Annotated in this window: 14 protein-coding genes; 3 read left to right on the top strand and 11 right to left on the bottom strand. The window is 39.5% G+C overall.

What is annotated here, in order from left to right; genetic code table 11:
• Positions 1-18 precede the first annotated feature (18 nt).
• The 11 genes from fliL to QUE72_RS04060 form a co-directional block, all read right to left on the bottom strand.
• Complete coding sequence (fliL, locus tag QUE72_RS04110) at positions 19-570, bottom strand: flagellar basal body-associated protein FliL (RefSeq protein WP_074500663.1); 552 nt, start codon at positions 568-570, stop codon at positions 19-21.
• 79 nt (positions 571-649) lie between these two features.
• Positions 650-2,584 (bottom strand): flagellar hook-length control protein FliK, encoded by a 1,935-nt coding sequence (locus QUE72_RS04105; RefSeq protein ID WP_286271746.1) that lies wholly within the window; start codon positions 2,582-2,584, stop codon positions 650-652.
• Positions 2,585-2,724: 140 nt separating this feature from the next.
• Positions 2,725-3,174, bottom strand: coding sequence for a flagellar export protein FliJ (gene fliJ, locus QUE72_RS04100; protein WP_286271744.1), 450 nt, complete (start codon positions 3,172-3,174; stop codon positions 2,725-2,727).
• Between the two features lie 23 nt (positions 3,175-3,197).
• Positions 3,198-4,565: a flagellar protein export ATPase FliI gene (gene fliI, locus QUE72_RS04095; protein WP_286271743.1), complete on the bottom strand. Its 1,368-nt coding sequence runs from the start codon at positions 4,563-4,565 to the stop codon at positions 3,198-3,200.
• Positions 4,566-4,595: 30 nt separating this feature from the next.
• Complete coding sequence (gene fliH, locus QUE72_RS04090) at positions 4,596-5,393, bottom strand: flagellar assembly protein FliH (RefSeq protein WP_074500673.1); 798 nt, start codon at positions 5,391-5,393, stop codon at positions 4,596-4,598.
• A 36-nt stretch (positions 5,394-5,429) separates the two neighbouring features.
• Complete coding sequence (gene fliG, locus QUE72_RS04085; protein WP_074500676.1) at positions 5,430-6,479, bottom strand: flagellar motor switch protein FliG; 1,050 nt, start codon at positions 6,477-6,479, stop codon at positions 5,430-5,432.
• Positions 6,472-8,199 carry a flagellar basal-body MS-ring/collar protein FliF gene (gene fliF / locus QUE72_RS04080; protein WP_407704968.1) on the bottom strand — a complete coding sequence of 576 codons (1,728 nt, stop codon included), beginning with the start codon at positions 8,197-8,199 and terminating at the stop codon, positions 6,472-6,474. The genes fliG and fliF overlap by 8 nt, the downstream gene beginning before the upstream one ends.
• Before the next feature lie 51 nt (positions 8,200-8,250).
• Complete coding sequence (fliE, locus tag QUE72_RS04075; RefSeq protein WP_074500890.1) at positions 8,251-8,604, bottom strand: flagellar hook-basal body complex protein FliE; 354 nt, start codon at positions 8,602-8,604, stop codon at positions 8,251-8,253.
• 177 nt (positions 8,605-8,781) lie between these two features.
• The gene (locus QUE72_RS04070) at positions 8,782-10,122 is read right to left on the bottom strand and encodes a sigma-54-dependent transcriptional regulator (RefSeq protein ID WP_074500682.1); all 1,341 of its coding nucleotides are present in this window, start codon (positions 10,120-10,122) and stop codon (positions 8,782-8,784) included.
• Complete coding sequence (locus QUE72_RS04065; RefSeq protein ID WP_407704967.1) at positions 10,109-11,245, bottom strand: sensor histidine kinase; 1,137 nt, start codon at positions 11,243-11,245, stop codon at positions 10,109-10,111. The genes QUE72_RS04070 and QUE72_RS04065 overlap by 14 nt, the downstream gene beginning before the upstream one ends.
• A 228-nt stretch (positions 11,246-11,473) precedes the next feature.
• On the bottom strand, positions 11,474-12,967 hold the full coding sequence (locus QUE72_RS04060) for a sigma-54 dependent transcriptional regulator (RefSeq protein WP_286271737.1): 1,494 nt from the start codon (positions 12,965-12,967) through the stop codon (positions 11,474-11,476).
• Between the two features lie 281 nt (positions 12,968-13,248).
• On the opposite strand from QUE72_RS04060, the gene QUE72_RS04055 reads away from it, so the two are divergent.
• The 3 genes from QUE72_RS04055 (at position 13,249) to QUE72_RS04045 (ending at position 17,071) form a co-directional block, all read left to right on the top strand.
• A complete protein-coding gene (locus QUE72_RS04055) occupies positions 13,249-15,741 on the top strand; it encodes a 6-hydroxymethylpterin diphosphokinase MptE-like protein (RefSeq protein ID WP_286271734.1) in 2,493 nt (830 codons plus the stop codon).
• A gap of 103 nt (positions 15,742-15,844) precedes the next feature.
• Positions 15,845-16,018 (top strand): hypothetical protein, encoded by a 174-nt coding sequence (locus QUE72_RS04050; RefSeq protein ID WP_175573150.1) that lies wholly within the window; start codon positions 15,845-15,847, stop codon positions 16,016-16,018.
• A gap of 27 nt (positions 16,019-16,045) precedes the next feature.
• Positions 16,046-17,071, top strand: a complete 1,026-nt coding sequence (locus QUE72_RS04045) for a 6-hydroxymethylpterin diphosphokinase MptE-like protein (protein WP_074500692.1) — start codon at positions 16,046-16,048, stop codon at positions 17,069-17,071.

Here is a 17,071-nt window from a genome sequence, read left to right as displayed (position 1 = left end):
CTCTTTAAAGTTGTGTCATTATTGCATCACAAAGCCAGTAAATAATACTTGCTCTATTACTTTTTGCTCTTCTATGTCCATCATTATTTTATGTACTTCAGATAATGCCTGCTGCTTTAATGATGTTTTACCTGCACTAGTTGCAAGATCATCAGCATTTGATTGAGTAAATACTGCTAATAAAGTACTTTCAATCAACGGAATATGTTTTTTCGCGGCTTCCTCGTTATCAGAGCCCCGAACCAACAACTGCACTCTTATTTCTACAAAACGGTCACGGTTAGCACCAGGAATATTAAAACGAAAAGGTCTTGGCATCGGTACATATAATGCGGTACCTAAACTAGCACTTGCCGCAGGTTGAGCGCTACCTTCAGTGATCGCTTCTCCTTCGACGCCTGAATCTAATGCTGCATCTAGTTGCTCTTGTGTTGGGCCATCATCGCCCCCCATAAAGAAAAAAGCGGCGCCACCACCAACAGCCAGTATAACCACAGCTGCAATAATAATAATTAACTTCTTTTTTTTACCAGAACTATCAAGTTCTAATGCTTTTTCTTCTTCAGCCATAAATAGCCCCTATTGATAAAACTTATATATATCAGCAACTATATCTTCGATTACAGAATGCGCAACTGCTTTTATACAATTAAGCGTAGTAATCCACACCAGTTGACGAAGCTTTATACAAATTTACCTCTGGAGCCGCTAATTGTTCATGAGCAGAATTATTTTCCCCTTGATTTTCGCCCTGTGCTAGTTCACCGCCAGCTTCGCCACCATCATTACTTTTTTGATCGCGCTGTTCAATATTTGCATCACCGACATCAACACCTGATTGTTCAAGCATTTCTTTTAATCTACCCATGTGTTGCTCTAATGCATCTTTTGCTTGCGGGTTTTGTACAACAAAGTTAACGGCCGCTTGTTCATTTTGCATATTAATTTTAACTTGCATGCTGCCAAGTTCTGGGGGATCTAACCGAATTTCGAGCTGTCGCAATTTTTGATTGATCATCACCATCACTTTCTCTTTAACCTCGATACTAAAATCTTTGCGATTTATCGCAATGGTTTCTTGAGCGATGATCTGAGTTGAGCGTGTTGCTTGTACCGAAACACTCTCAGCAGTCGTCTTAGCATGTATCGCTTGCGCAGCTTGTTCTTGCTCTTGTGTTAACGCAGTAGTAGGTCTTGCTGGCTCTGAAAAAACGGTTTGACGCTCTGTTTTCAGGTCGACAATAGCCTGCTTCTCTGTATCAACTGGCGTATTAACTTTCATGTCAAATGACTGCTTTTGAGCATTTTGTTCAGCGTTATTTTGTTGTTCACTATCGCCAGCTGATGAACTATTGGTTTTAGCATCAACATTGACAACATTAGCTGTTGCTTGATTTATGATACGGGTGTTGTTTTCTTTGCTATCTGCTTTGTGAGTATTATCTATGTTTATTGGCGTTACTGAAAATGGTGTTTCTGCACCTTGCTTTTCAGCAATTGCAGCGTCAACTTCATCAGCTTTATTAACATTCAACTCTGGATTAACAGAAGAGGCAGAAATTACTGGTTCAACTGTTTTTTTAGTATCATTGCCTGCATTATCACTCACCGTTGCAAGTGATTTATCTGCAACTATTGTGTTTTCTGCGGCTTGTTTAATTTCTTGTTGAGTTAATTTCGAAGCCGATTTTTCAACATCATCAGCAGATGCCAGCTTATCATCAACAGTAATCGTCTTTGTACTATTTTCCTGCTCAACAGAAGTAGCCGCCTTTACACGGTTTAATTGATCAGATGATGCCAAAGTCTGTAACACTTTTTCATTTCCACTCACTTTTTTCACGTCAGTGGCCTTTTCTTTGTTTGATTCGCTACTTTCAGAAACGGTGATTGCTTGAGCCTCTTGGTTCTTATTAGATTGAGTTTTTGTATCTCGCCCCGCTAATATTGCTTGAATTTCAGTGGCAAGCTTTTGCTCTTTTTGTGACAACTCTACTTTTTCAACCGGCGCTTTTTCAGACTGTGCAATTTGTTGCTGAACATTAATTTGCTTAGCCATTTCCAACGCTGCTTGTCTTGATTGTTCATGTTTTTGACTATGTTCAGTAGAGGTGATTTCAGAAGCATTAATAAAGTCTAATAACTTGATCGCAATTTCAGCACGAGTATTTTCAACAGGTGCATCGACATATTCAGTTGACTGCTTATCATGTGCTTTTGTACTCTGCTCTGACGTTACTTCTTCAGCTGTATTGTTGCTACCTTCATCAACGGCATCAGCTTGAATATCTTCATTTTTTGCTTTTTCTTCTGTCGCTTGATTGCTAACATCTGTAGCATTCTCTGAGGGTTGCGAACGAGATGCGGCATGTTTGTCAGTCGCAACTTGTGACTGTTGTTCACTTGCGTTTTCTTGCCGCTTTTTGCCGTTAGTGACGACGGACTTATCCGCCATGTAATCTGAAAAGTTACTGGATTTACTTCTGTCTGCACCCGTATTTTTTTGTGTATCGATGCTTGACAATATTCCTTTATTTTCAACACCTTGATTTACATCTACGGGTAGTACGTTTACTTGTCTCATCGTAAAAAACCTTCACTGAACAGTTAGATAATATTTTCTTGCTTTACGCATTAACGCATCATTAATAAATATTCTGCAATTTCTATTCCATTAAATAGTTTCACACTAATTTTAGGGTATAAATATCATTCTTCATGGGTTCAGGATTGTGGATTACGGCGTCGAAAATATTGTTGAGCTGCAATTTCATCAAACATCGCTTGCTCAGCCCTATTCGCCTTTTTAGCAAGTAATAATTTTTGTTTTTCTTGTAACTTCTCGATCGCCTGTACTTTTTGATGCTGTAATGTCCATTGCTGCTTTCTTTGCTCCATTAACGCCTTTGCTTGCTTGATGGCAATTTCAACTTGTTCTGCTGCATTATCTAATTTAGCAACAAATGCATGAAAATGGCGGTAAGTGACACTATCAACGCCTGACATGGCTCGTTGATCAAGCCGTTTCATATACTCGAGTCTAAATTCACCCACACTTTGTAAACGAATGAGGTTTTCCTGGTATTCTTTTTCAGCTAGTTGCAATTGTTGAACAGCTTTATGTTCTTTATCTGATTCAAACTTATGAATAGTGTTCAATTGCTTCATTGACATAATTACTTACCTCGCCACTACTATTATTCAGTGGCCGTATTTTGCTGTTGGGCATGTGCTTGTGCTGCACTAATCACTTCTTGTAGCTGTGCCAAACTTTGATCATAAGGTACAACTTCATGCATTTTTTGCTGAAGAAAAAAGTTAATGACTGGCAGCAACTGTATCGCCTGATCGATTCTGGGGTCAGTCCCTTTGCTGTATGCACCAATTGAAATTAAATCTTTATTTTGTTGATATAGTGAATAAAATTGTTTTAAATTTCGTGCAAGATCTTGGTGTTCTTCACTGGTCACCATAGGCATTACCCGAGAAATAGAGCCTTCTATATCTACTGCTGGAAAATGCCCACTGTCTGCAAGTTGGCGAGATAATACAATATGGCCATCAAGTATTGCCCGTGCTGCATCAGCAATAGGATCTTGTAAGTCATCACCTTCAGTTAATACGGTAAAAAATGCCGTGATCGCACCTTGGCCATCACCACCGTTACCTGCGCGTTCAACAAGTTGTGGCAACTTAGAAAATACTGAGGGCGGATACCCTTTCGTCGCGGGTGGCTCACCTACCGCTAAGGCGATTTCACGTTGAGCTTGTGCGTAACGGGTTATAGAATCGATCAGAAGTAAAACATTCATGCCTTGGTCGCGAAAGTACTCGGCAATTTTCACCGCTGATTCACAACCTTTTAGTCGCATTAATGGTGAATTATCTGCGGGGGCCGCAACAACAACAGAGCGTTTTCGCCCTTCTTCCCCTAAAATTTCTTCAATAAACTCTTTAACTTCTCGACCACGCTCACCTACAAGCCCTACCACGATAACATCAGCCGTTGTACCGCGAGTCATCATGCCTAACAACACACTTTTACCCACGCCAGAGCCTGCAAACAATCCCATACGTTGACCTTGACCAACCGTAATAAAACTATTGATCGAGCGAACACCAACATCTAATGGTTGTGTAATTGCACGGCGTGCTAATGGGTTAATAGGCTCTGAAGAATGCTTTGCTTCTGGATCTGTTTTGATTGGACCTTTGCCATCTAAAGGCTTTCCTACCCCGTCAACTACTCGACCAAGTAACTCCATCGATAAAGGTAAACGTGCCTTAGCCATTAAAGGAACAACGCGTGCACCAGGTAATACCCCTTGCAAACTCTGCTCTGGCATTAAAAAAGTAATATCGTTCGAGAAACCAACGACTTCGGCGATTAATTCGCCTTGTGCGGTTTCAACAAGGCATTGACTACCCACTTGAGCCTTTACACCAACAGCCTCTAGTGTCAATCCAACAACGCGCACTAACCGCCCTGCAACCGAAATAGGTTGGCGGTGGATAAATTGTTGGCTGTTAATTAGCCGCTGATTAATACCTTCTATGTCTATCATCAACTATTTGACACTCTGAGCAAGAAACGATTATTGATGTAATGCATTCTGCAAGAAAGATTCCAACACATCAGTTAAGCGCGTTTTTATCGATAAATCGATATTAGATGTGCTATTTTCAATTTGACAACTACCTTTAGGTAACTTCGGTGATGGTAATAGTCGCCAGCCTTGCTCACTGATATATTCGGGTGTGAACTGTTGCTCTACTAACATAATGTCATCGGGGTTTAGCAGTATTTGGGTTTGGGCTTCTTGACTTGGTAAAGCCTTCATCCCCTTGTCGATGGCTTCAAATAAGATGTCATGATTAGTTTTAGCTTCTTGATAAGTCACGGCTTCTGTCAATTGAACAACAAGTTGAAGCAATTGTTGTTCAACATTTTTTTCAACAGACTTAATGGGTTGATGCAATTGCTCAATTAGCGTTTGCCAATTATTTGCAAGGGTATCGACGGTTTCTTTACCTTCAGTAAGGCCTTTATCAATCCCTTCAATATGCCCCTTTTTCAAGCCTTCTTCATGGCCAGCTTTTTGCCCTTCTTCAAAGCCTGTTGAAAATCCTTCTTCTTTACCTTGATTAAAACCTTCTTGATATGCCGCTTGACGAATTTCTTCAATATCTTCAGCGGTTAAAGGTGTTATTTCTTCTTCTACTTCCTCAGGCGGTTCGTACCGCCATGAAGGCTTTTTACCGAGTGCATTGGTTGGTAATGTCGTTTGATCTATATCTTCTTCAACCGTAGGGTATGCCCAAACATCAGACTCGCTCGCCTGTTCTGGTTTAATAATATTGTCTTCGACATGTACGCCTGAAAAATTTTTCATTCTTGTACCATTTATACTCTACAAATATAAATCAAGTTATAGGAATTCATCACCACCACCAGCACCGCCTAGCATTATTTCACCAGCATCTGATAATCGTCTTGCTACTGATAAAATTTCTTTCTGTGCCGCTTCAACTTCACTGATACGTACAGGGCCCATGGCCTCTAAATCGTCAGCCATCATTTCAGCTGCGCGTTTAGACATGTTGGTCATTATTTTCTCTTTCAAGGTATCATCTGCACCTTTAATTGCTTTCATAAGAGCATCTTGCTGAACTTCACGTAGAATCGCTTGAATACCGCGATCATCAACATCTGCTAAGTTTTCAAAGACAAACATTAAGTCTTGAATTTGTTGACTCATTTCTTCGTCATGTTCACGTATTGAATCCATTAGCATACCTTCAACATTGGTATCTAAATAGTTCATAATATCTGCAGCTGCTTTCAAGCCGCCCATTTTAGCAGCTTGCGCACCAGCTTGACCGGCAAATTGTTTTTCCATAATTTCATTTAGTTCTTGAAGGGCTGCTGGTTGTACTTCTTCAAGGTTCGCGATACGCATCATTAAGTCTAAACGCGTTTTCTCTGCAAATTGCCCTAATATCTCAGCAGATTGTTCTGGCTCTAAGTATGACAAAACGATGGTTTGAATCTGTGGATGCTCATTTCGGATAATGTTTGCTACTTGTTTAGAGTCCATCCATTTAAGAGAATCTAACCCTTTTGCACCACCGCCCATGACAATTTGGTCAATCAAATTGCCGGCTTTATCTTCACCAAGTGCTGCGGTTAGCGCTTTGCGTACAAATTCTTCACTTTGGAAGCCAATGGTACTAAAGTTTTGAATTTCATTAATAAATAGCTTGTGCACCGCAGTGATTTTCTCTTGAGTAAAATCTTCCATTGCGGCCATCACCATACCCACTTGTTGCACCTGTTTTGGCTCTAAGTGTTTTAGTATTTGTGCAGCATCTTCTTCTGATAAGCTCAACAGTAAAATTGCAGCTTTCTCAGCGCCATCAAGTTTGTCTACATCAAACCCTTGTGGAATAGCGGCTAGTTCTTGTGCTTCATCACTCATCTTCAATCAACCAACTTTTGACAACTTGAGAGGACAACTCTGGTTCATTCGCTACCAAAGCTCGAACGGCTTTTAAAATATCTTCATCACGATGTAAGTCTGGTAATTGTAGACTACCGTCAGGCGCAAAACCAACCGCACCGGCATCAAAATCAGCAGACAACATATCCATGGTTTCATCACCTAAGTCTACATGACTATCAAGTGACTTATCACCATAATCTTCAGGTTTTTGATCAGGGTAAATTAATCGTTTCAGCATCGGTCTTACTACGGATAATATCAATATAATGATCACCACAGCGCCTAACGACAGCTTAAGTATTTTCAGGAACCATGCTTCTTGATAAAAAGGCACCGCTTCTTCTACTTCTACTTCCATGCGCGAAAAAGGTAAGGTAACCACTTCAAGTGCATCACCACGTTGTAAATCAAAACCAATACTGCCTTGGAGTAACCGGCGGATATTTGCTAATTCTTCAACACTTCTTGGTGTTTGAACCGCATCGCCGTTAGCGTTTGTTGAGTTTAAATAATCAAGCGCCACTGAAACACTGATGCGACGAATAACGCCTGATTGTTGCTTGGTATAACTAATTGATTCATCAAGCTCAAAGTTTTTCGTGGACTCAGAATGTTTGCGACTTGGCGTTGAACGTTGACTATTGGTGCCGGTTGCATTTTCAGGAATATTGGAATCTAACGGTGGTTGATTGGTTAACGCACCAGGAATACCGCCAAGTGTTCCACCAATTGAGGTTTCTTCCACTTTCATTTCACTTCGAAGTGCAGGTAAATCAGGGTTGTAACGGCGTTGTGTTTCTTCTGAATTGGTGAAATCCATTGTCACGTCAACTTGTGCCGTGTAATTGCCTAAACCAACCACAGGGATCATGATGGTATCTATTTTATCCATGTACTCTTGTTCGCGCTTTTGTTCGATTTCAAACTCTTTGCGTGAACGTGAAGAAATAGAATTTTGAGAGCCTGAATTAAGCAAGCGGCCATTTTGATCAGTCACTGTTACACGATTAGGTGTTAAGCTTTGTACCGCTGAGGCGACAATATCTACGATTGAGTCTACTTCTTCTTCTGACAATAAGCGTCCTTTACGTAAGGTAACAACAACGGTTGCAGAAGGTGATTTTTCACGTTTTGCGAAAACATTTTCGCGTGGAATGGCTAGTAATACCTTTGCACGGCTTACTGTTTGTAGCTCTTGAATAGTACGTGCAAGTTGTTGTTCACGAGAGTGTTTTAATCGCTCGCGTTCTAAACGCTGGCTAACACCAAACCCCATATCTTGCATGATGATTTCTTCGCGGTCGTTTGGTTCGTCGGTTAAACCTTCACGGGCAAGCATCAACTTAATATCTTGGTAGCGATCAGCAGGTACAGAAATAGTATTATTTTCTTGAATATAGTCGTCTACACCGTTGGCATCCAAAAAATCCATCGTTTTAATTAATTGATCGGTAGGAAGCTTAGTTAAGTAGCGATACTCAGGTTGGTTTGCCCACATAATCACGAAAACAGCAATCGCTAAACAAATGGCTAATGCCATAATAAGCGTTACCTGACGTAACACATCAACGTTACCCATCATTGCCGATAAACCAGATTTTTGCTCTTCGATACCGTCATTTGCGTTGTCATTCGCAACAAGATCGTTACCACCGTCAGCTGTTGCTAATGCTGTGTTTGTTGTATCAGCCACTATATATTCTCCGCTAGACTACTTTTTACGCGTACGATTATGCTATCCGAACGATTAAACAGGCATACTCATAATTTCTTTGTATGCTTCGACAAATTTATTTCTCACTTGCACAGTGGCTTCAAAGGCGACACTGGCTTTTGATGCAGATATCATGGTGTCTGCTAGCGTGACGCTGCGATCACCCATTTCGAAACGAGTCCGTTTATCACCAGCTTCTTGTTGAATATCATTTACGGTATTAACCGCTTGTTTTAGCATAGAAGCAAAATCACTTTGTGATGAGTTTACTGGCGCAACTTCATTGCCAATGATGTTGTCATTTTTGATTGTCGATGCGCGGTTACCCATTGCTTCTAGTTGCATATTTTGCATTTGGGCATACAAGGAATTGCTTTTGATATCCATGATATTCTCGCTAGTGTCAAACTTTTGAAAAATTGTTACTAACAGTAATAAAGCAACATTAATGCCATAAAAAAGCATTAGTTATTTAACTTAAAAATCATATAGATAAGCAGTTAAAATTAGAAAAACACCGAGCTTATTAACATAAAATAAGCGCCGGTGCTTTGATAGAAAAGATTATGCAGGAATTTGAATACCACTATCGCGCATACGTGCGATTTTATAACGAAGCGTTCTTGGACTAATACCTAATTTTTCGGCCACCGCTTTGCGACTTCCATGGCATGCTTGCAAGGTATCTAATATGATTTGATGCTCTTGCATTTTTAGTTCACTTCCCAGTTTATCATCACTAGCAGTTATGGTAGCAACATCAGAAATAGCAGGCGTATCAAAATTTTCGATTAATAAGTCAGCTGCATCAATCACACCATCACTATGTAAAATCAATGCACGTTGTATCACATTATCTAACTCTCTAACATTGCCAGGCCACTGATAAGCATTTAATTTACTGCACGCTGCTGGAGTAAACTCAGGTGATTCTTGCTGATTTTTTTGACAAATTCTTGAAATCAAATGATTAGCGAGCGGTACAATATCATCACGGCGCTGCGAAAGTGGTAACCAGTTTAATGGGAAAACATTTAATCGGTAGTATAAATCTTCCCGAAATATACCTTCGTTAACTGCCTCTTTAAGATCTCTATTACTGGTTGCAATAACACGCACATCTAGCTTAATGGTTTTTCGGCCAGCTAACCGCTCAACTTCACGTTCTTGCAGTACACGTAAAATTTTCGCTTGTAAGCCAAGATCCATCTCAGTGATCTCATCAAGTAAAATAGTGCCACCTTGTGCTTGTTCAAATTTACCAGGGCATGCTTGAATAGCACCGGTAAATGCCCCTTTTTCATAACCAAACAAAGTGGCTTCTAACATATTTTCTGGAATAGCCGCGCAGTTTATCGCAACAAAAGGTTTATTCGCCCTTGATGAATGCCCATGTACATATTGCGCTAAGACTTCTTTACCTGAGCCACTAGGGCCTAACACCATTACTGAAGCGTCTGTTGATGCGACTTTTCTTGCAAGCAATAACAACTCTTTGCTTTTAGTATCAGCCACTATAGGCTCGAACGCATCATTTTGCTGGATTGGTAAGTATTGATTAACCATGTTTAGTAAGACTTCAGGCGCAAAAGGTTTAGCCATATAATTACAGGCACCATCCTTCATTGCTTGTACAGCATCATCGATAGTGCCGTAGGCTGTCATGATCAGTACCGGCATTTTAGCAAACGATGATTTTATACTTTTCAAAAGATTTAACCCAGACATACCTGACATTTGTACATCACTAACAACTAAATCCACTTGCTGATTTTTCAATAAAAGTAATGCAGCTTCGCCTGACTCTGCTTCAATGCATTGGTATCCAGCAAGGTTTAAGGTATCAATTAATGCCTCTCGTAATCCGGCATCATCTTCTACCACTAAGATTTTACTTTGACTCATCGTAACTCTCCTGAGGTGAAGTTAACGACTCGCTACCAGTTTCATTTGGCAACAAGGGTAATGATATTACAAAATGTGCGCCCTCTCCTGGCTTACTTATTAAATGCACTTCACCTTGATGTGCATTAGCAACTGATTTCACAACGGCAAGCCCTAGCCCAGTGCCTTGACTGCGAGACGTGTAAAAAGGTTCAAAAATTTTGGCGGCCTTTTCTGCCGCTATGCCACAGCCGTTGTCTTTAACACTGATATACGCTTTTCCGTCTTTGCAGTAACAGGCAATATGAATGTTAGCCTTTGTTTCAATGACTTCTAGGCTATTATGAATAAGGTTTTGAATCGCACCACTTAGCGCGGTTTCATTGCCTAATACATGGCAATCGTCAGGGCAGTACTGAATATCGATTTCAGCATCTGCTTGCTCAATGAGTGCTTCCATACCATGAACTGCAGCGTTGACTAAGGCATTGGCCGACAAAGAAGAGACAACTTGTTGTTGACCACTTTTTGCAAATAACAACATATCATTCACGGTTTGTTCGAGATCAGATAAACGCGACATCAACTTTTCTTGAAAGTTATCGCGCTCTGTAGTTTGTAACTGCTTACTTTTTAAATTAGCGCCGTATAAAATAGCTGCTGAAAGTGGTGTACGTATTTGGTGTGCAAGTTTAGATACCATTTGACCTAGCGATGATAATCGCTGTAACTGGCTTAATTTATCTTGCAGTAGACGAGTTTCTGTTAAATCGGTGATCATTATAAGTTGACCAGGTTGATCGATTAACGCGGTAATTTCTAACTTCACACGGCGACCATCTTTTAGTGATACTTCATGCCAGTCATCGGCGCGCGGCTTAAAAGAACGGCGGATCACTTCAAACCATGGGTATCCTAAGATGGGCTCTTCTAACAGCTGGCTGGCAATTTTATTCATTTTGACCACAATGCCATTTCCATCGAGCATAATCATACCCGTTGGCATGACATCAATAAGTTTTTCGAGTTGATTTGATTGCTGTCGTAATAAATCTAGCTCGCCTACATAAGACTCTGTGGCGAGTTTTTGCTTATTAGCAATACATGGCTGTTCAACAAACGGGAACACCTTTTGTTGATTCATAGTAGAATTAGTTTGATTTGCAACGGCTACAACCATAATACACTTCTCGAATGACGATAATATTCAAGAAAAAGCATTAATTATGCCAACAAATTTTTTGTAGATTTATCAAAGAACTGTAGATAGAAAATACATGAGTCAAGATTTTGTCAATCTATAGTTCGCTAGAAATATACGGCTCGTTAGTCGCTTGATAAGGCTGATTAACGAAACCAATTATAGATGTCATCAGCCATCTGTTTTTTGTAAGTTGTATTTTCGCATTTTCTCAACAAGTGTTGTTCTACGCATGCCAAGTAATTCTGCAGAACGAGCTACCACCCAATCATTTTTGTCTAATGATTGAGTGATCAAAGACACTTCTAAATCTGCTAAATACTCTTTTAAATGTAAACCGTCTGCAGGCAACTTATCAACCTGTACGGTACTGCTGCTTTGTTCCTCAAAGCCAGCCATAAAACTGTCATCATTAATGTTTTCATCGTCTGTATCAGTGTCAAAGCCAGCAAATAATTCATTAATAGCTTCGCGTTCTTGCAATTCTTCTGGGTATTCTGGGTTGTATTCTTCAATATCAATATGACGATAACGCTTAGGTAGCTCTGATACGTCAACCACTTGTTCATTGTACATGATAATCATGCGTTCTATTAAATTTGATAATTCACGGACATTGCCAGCCCATGAATGTTCTTGCAGTGATGCAATAGCGCGCTCTGTAAAACGAACCGTTTGTCCTTGTTCGCTTTCAAAGCGCGACATTAACTCTTTTAGTAATAAAGGAATATCTTCTTTACGATCACGAAGTGCTGGGGTTTCAATCGGAAAAACGTTTAATCGATAATATAAATCTTCACGAAAGGCATTGGTTTTGATCATTTCTTCTAGGTTTTGATGGGTTGCCGCGATAACTCGTACATTCGCTTTTATGCTTTTCGCCCCACCCACACGTTCAAACGTTCGCTCTTGTAATACACGTAAAAGTTTTACTTGCATCGGTTGTGGCATATCACCAATTTCATCAAGAAACAGTGTACCGCCCTCGGCAAGCTCAAAACGGCCTTTTCGAGTTGAAATAGCGCCAGTGAATGCCCCTTTTTCATGACCGAATAACTCACTTTCAAGTAAGTCAGGAGGAATAGCACCACAATTTACTGGGACAAAAGGCGCTTTACCGCGATCAGATAAATTATGTATATTTCGAGCCACGACTTCTTTACCCGTACCTGACTCTCCCAATATCAAAACATTTGCCTGCGTTGAAGCCACTTGTTCAATCAGAAAGCGTACATGTTGCATGGGGGCACTGCCCCCCACTAGCGAACGAAAAAGCGCAGCATTACCAGCATTTTTTGTTTTATTGATCGGCAATTTATTATGATATTGATGACAATGATGGATCATTTCCGTTAATTGCGCGTAATTCAGCGGCGCACTGACATCACCAATAACATTGACAAAACCGACAAGTTTTTGTTTATCAATCACATCATGTAATAAAAATGGGCAACTAGGATTACGTTTAACTAAAGTAACCACAGCATCACTCACATCACCGCATAAAATGATGGTCAATGTATTTGTTAATGTGGGAAGAGCATCAACAATTTCATCCTGCGCGTAGCAATGAAAATGCTCACCGACGAATGCTAAGATTGTTGCAAGTTGTTGTGCTCTTGCTGCGTCATTATCAACGACAAGAATATGTTTTTGACCCTGCATAATCCTTTGATAACCTTTATTTTTAAACGTTCCAGTTTTGATTGTAGCGAGGATTGGTGAATATTCAACAAAATTTTGACACTAGGGCGTCATAACTTTGACTTGAAGACACTTTATTTTTGATAGTTACCCGTGGTTACGTGCAAATTTAACAAATTACGCGTAACCTTTTGTTATTATGGAGTGATGGCGTGTAATTTGCTTTGTAATTTGCCATTGGTCACAGACAAATAAGTTCATTGTAATTAACGCATCCTATATTGATGAGCAGAGGCAATAAAATGCAAATAAACGACAGTTTTTTAACATCTCAGTTTGGCGAAGAGTATTTATACCTAATCAATAGAAACGCTTTTGAAAAACAACCGTCTCACGCAATCTTTGAGAACTTATATGATGAAAAACTGCATACAGAAGAAAGATTCTACATAATTCTTGGCACTGATTCGGGGCTATTACTCGATCATGTTGTACAGCTCGAGAAACCGGTCGATACACGTTATTTATTTATTGAGTTGCCCGAAGTAATCGAACGACTAGAACATAAAAACAAATTAGACGAGTTACCCGAATACATCACTATTACCACCATTGATAAATGGAAAGACAGCGCTACAGCGTTCGGTATGGACTTGTATTTATATAAAGATTACTGTCAGTTCATAAAATCAGTTGCCGCCATCGATTCATTTGTTCCTGCTTACAATGCTGCCATTTTACAATTCGAACAAGAGTTCCAAAGCTACCGTTTCATTACACGTGCCACTCTTGGTGTGTCTCCTTTTATGAGCCCACAATTAATGAATATTTGTGAGAATCAAACACCAGCGTTAGTATTTAAACATAAGTTCAAAGGCGATACATGTATCATTCTTGCGGGCGGTCCTTCATTAGATGAAGATATAGAGTGGGTAAAAAAACACAAAGACCACATAGTTATCATCGCTGTTTCGCGAATTGCAAGAAGACTTAATCAAATTGGACTTATACCTCATATTGTCGTTTCCGTTGACCCGTATGAAATAAGTTATGACGTAAGTAAAGAGTTATTATTGTTTCCTCCCAATGTGCTATTTTTACACTCTAACAGCGTTACGCCATTTTTGTTGGCTCAGTGGCACGGTAAAAGTGCGTATCTTAATCGAAGATACCCTTGGGATGAAAAAGGTGATGAAAAAAACCTTAAATCCGCTGGTCCTACGGTCACAAATACGGCGCTAAAAGCAGCTGTAGACATGGGGTTCAGTAACATTTTGTTATCGGGTGTTGATCTCTGTTTTTCAGAAAAAGGTGTTACTCATGCCTCAGGGAGTAATGAAGCAAACATCGGCCCAACACTGGGACGCCCTGGCACCTGGGTGAAAACTTACGCAGGAAAAACCGTTGAAACACTTATCGTATTTGGTACTGCTGGTGAACGTTTATCTGAAATAGCGGAAGAAGCTAAGAAAACAGACCAAGCCGTTTACAACTTATCACCCAATGCAGCTTGCTTACCTCACATTGAACACGTTCCTTCTTCAGCATTGTCTTTTACACATGACAAAGAAAACTATGCTGATAAACTGCTCAGCTGTATTCCTGTCATGACCACAAGTGAAATACAGCATGATTACAATGTAGTGAATACTAATGTTAAAAGAGTACTTGCTGACGTTAAAGACATCAAAAGGCTTGCAGAAAAAGCGTTAACAGCAAATGAGCAACTCTTTAAAGAAAAAGGGAATGAGAGCGAGAATTTCAAGTTCAAAATTCAAATGGATAAAATTGAAAAGAAACTGAATACAACGTTCAAGCGCACTTCGAAGTTTATAAAGAATTTTGGCATTGATAAATTCATCAGTTCTGCCCAAGCAAATTCATCTGATGAATGGTCTGATGATAAAGTAGAAAAAACAGGGAAACTATACTACCAAGCGTATATTGTTACCTGTGAAAACCTCATCATTTTGCTTGATAAGGCATTAGAAAGAATTAATAGCAGAATAGAAGAACAAAAACCTACTCCGCGTCTGTCAATCATGTTTGCTCAGTGGGAAAAAGATAGAATTTTAGGTAGAGCACAGCATTGGTTAGAAAAAACTCACGTTGATCAAAGTACATTCACCAGTGAAGAACAGTCGACGTTTGAGCGTTTTGCTAAAATACACACTGCAGATATCCATAACGTAGAAACAAAGCACTTAACGCGCACCAAAGAGGAAGCGTCTTTAGATGGAGTCAGACGTAAAGTTATCACCTTATTTCATCAAAAAAATATCGATGCTTTAACGACATTAATGAATAGTTTAAAGATTTCGATGGAAACTGAAGAACAAGCTAAGGTATTGTATAATTTAGGGTTAGCGTATTCCTCAATTTTAACGGAAAGCTACCAAGACGCGCTGTATTATTTTGAACAGCTTCCTCCAGAACATATTGAAGAAGATGAACTTCAACAATTAGCTGGTATTGCTTATAAACTTAAAGATTACGATTTAGCGAAAGCGTGCTTACAAGAACTTTCGGTATTGTCGATCACATATTTACCGCAATTCACTAAATTATTGCGACTTTTAGGGGATGAAAAAATCGCCTTAAACTATTTTCATCAATGTATTGAACAAGATCCTAAAAATGTATTTTTATGGAATGGCTTAGGAGAGTTTTACTTTAATGGAAAGGCATATGATTCAGCCAAAATAGCATTCGAGACCGCACTTTCAAATGCCCCTGATGATAAAAGAGCCAAAGAGTTTTTACAAAAACTTAATGCCTTACCATCAAATACATAACAATAAAGAATAGATAAAGCTAAAGAATGAGCACAACATTGACGATATAAAGGTTAATATTGTTTACTCACCTTAACATTTTAGACAGCCTGTAGGAGCTATCATGAGCGATATATTAAAAGGCAATTTTACCCCTAAAAAACAAGTTACTAAGCCGGATGACACAATAGATGATGACTCAATAGAGTCTAAATTTAAAAAAGCCGCACTAAACTCTATTGGTGGAAGCATGGTCTATGTGGAACGCACCGACCTTACTTGGGACGGCGAAGAATAGATACGTTAATCAGAAAGAGACTGAAGCATGGCGCAATGCGAACTGAACGATAAATTTGTGGATGTAGTTTCCAAAATTACCGATATCGGTAAGAATTGGCATAGTCACGATCTTGTCACCAATGCTATGGCTAATTTACCCTATACAGAAAAAAGCTTTAAAGACTTACCGCCACTACCTGAGAGTAAAAAAAACTCAGCTATTATCGTTAGTGCCGGTCCCAGCTTACATAAATTTGATGTATTAGCAAAATTAAAACAAAGCAACTATCAAGGGGCTATTGTTGCCATTGACGGTTCGTTAGTGAAATGTTTAAAAAATGGCATTGTTCCTGATTATGTTTTAACACTTGACCCACACCCTACTCGCATCGTTCGCTGGTTTGGCGATAATGAATTCGAAGAAAACACCCGACATGATGATTACTTTTCACGTCAAGATTTAGACGTGGAATTTCGCAATAATTCGATTAAAGAAAATCAAGCAAACATTGATTTAATCAACAAACATGCCCCGGAAATAAAACTCATTATTTGCTCTTCTGCGCCGAGAAATGTTGTAGAACGAGCAAAAGATGCTGGATTTGACATGTACTGGTGGAATCCGATTGTGGACAACCCACAAGATCCAAAAAGTCTAACTCGTCAAATTTATCAAATAAATAAAAAGTCTTGCATGAATACTGGTGGTACCGTCGGTACTGCTGCTTGGGTATTTGCCAATGCGATACTAAAAGTGCCCTCCATCGCATTAACAGGCATGGATCTTGGCTATCATAGCGAAACGCCGATTGAAATGACCCAAACGTATTATGAACTGCATGAGTTCGCCAATACGCGAGAAGAATTAGAGCAACTGTTTCCCAAATTTATATTCCCATTATCGAATGAACAATTTTATACCGATCCAACCTATTTTTGGTATCGAAATAACTTCTTAGATTTATTCTCTCGTGCATCAGGAACGACATATAATTGTTCTGAGGCTGGTACGTTGTTTGCAGATAATTTACCCTGTATTACTTTCAATCAATTTCTCAATAGCGAGCAATAA

Origin of the sequence: Thalassotalea hakodatensis (assembly GCF_030295995.1) — a bacterium.
In the GTDB taxonomy this organism is placed as follows: domain Bacteria; phylum Pseudomonadota; class Gammaproteobacteria; order Enterobacterales; family Alteromonadaceae; genus Thalassotalea_C; species Thalassotalea_C hakodatensis.
Note: the sequence above shows the minus strand (reverse complement) of the source record. Positions and strands in the feature narration are given on the sequence as shown.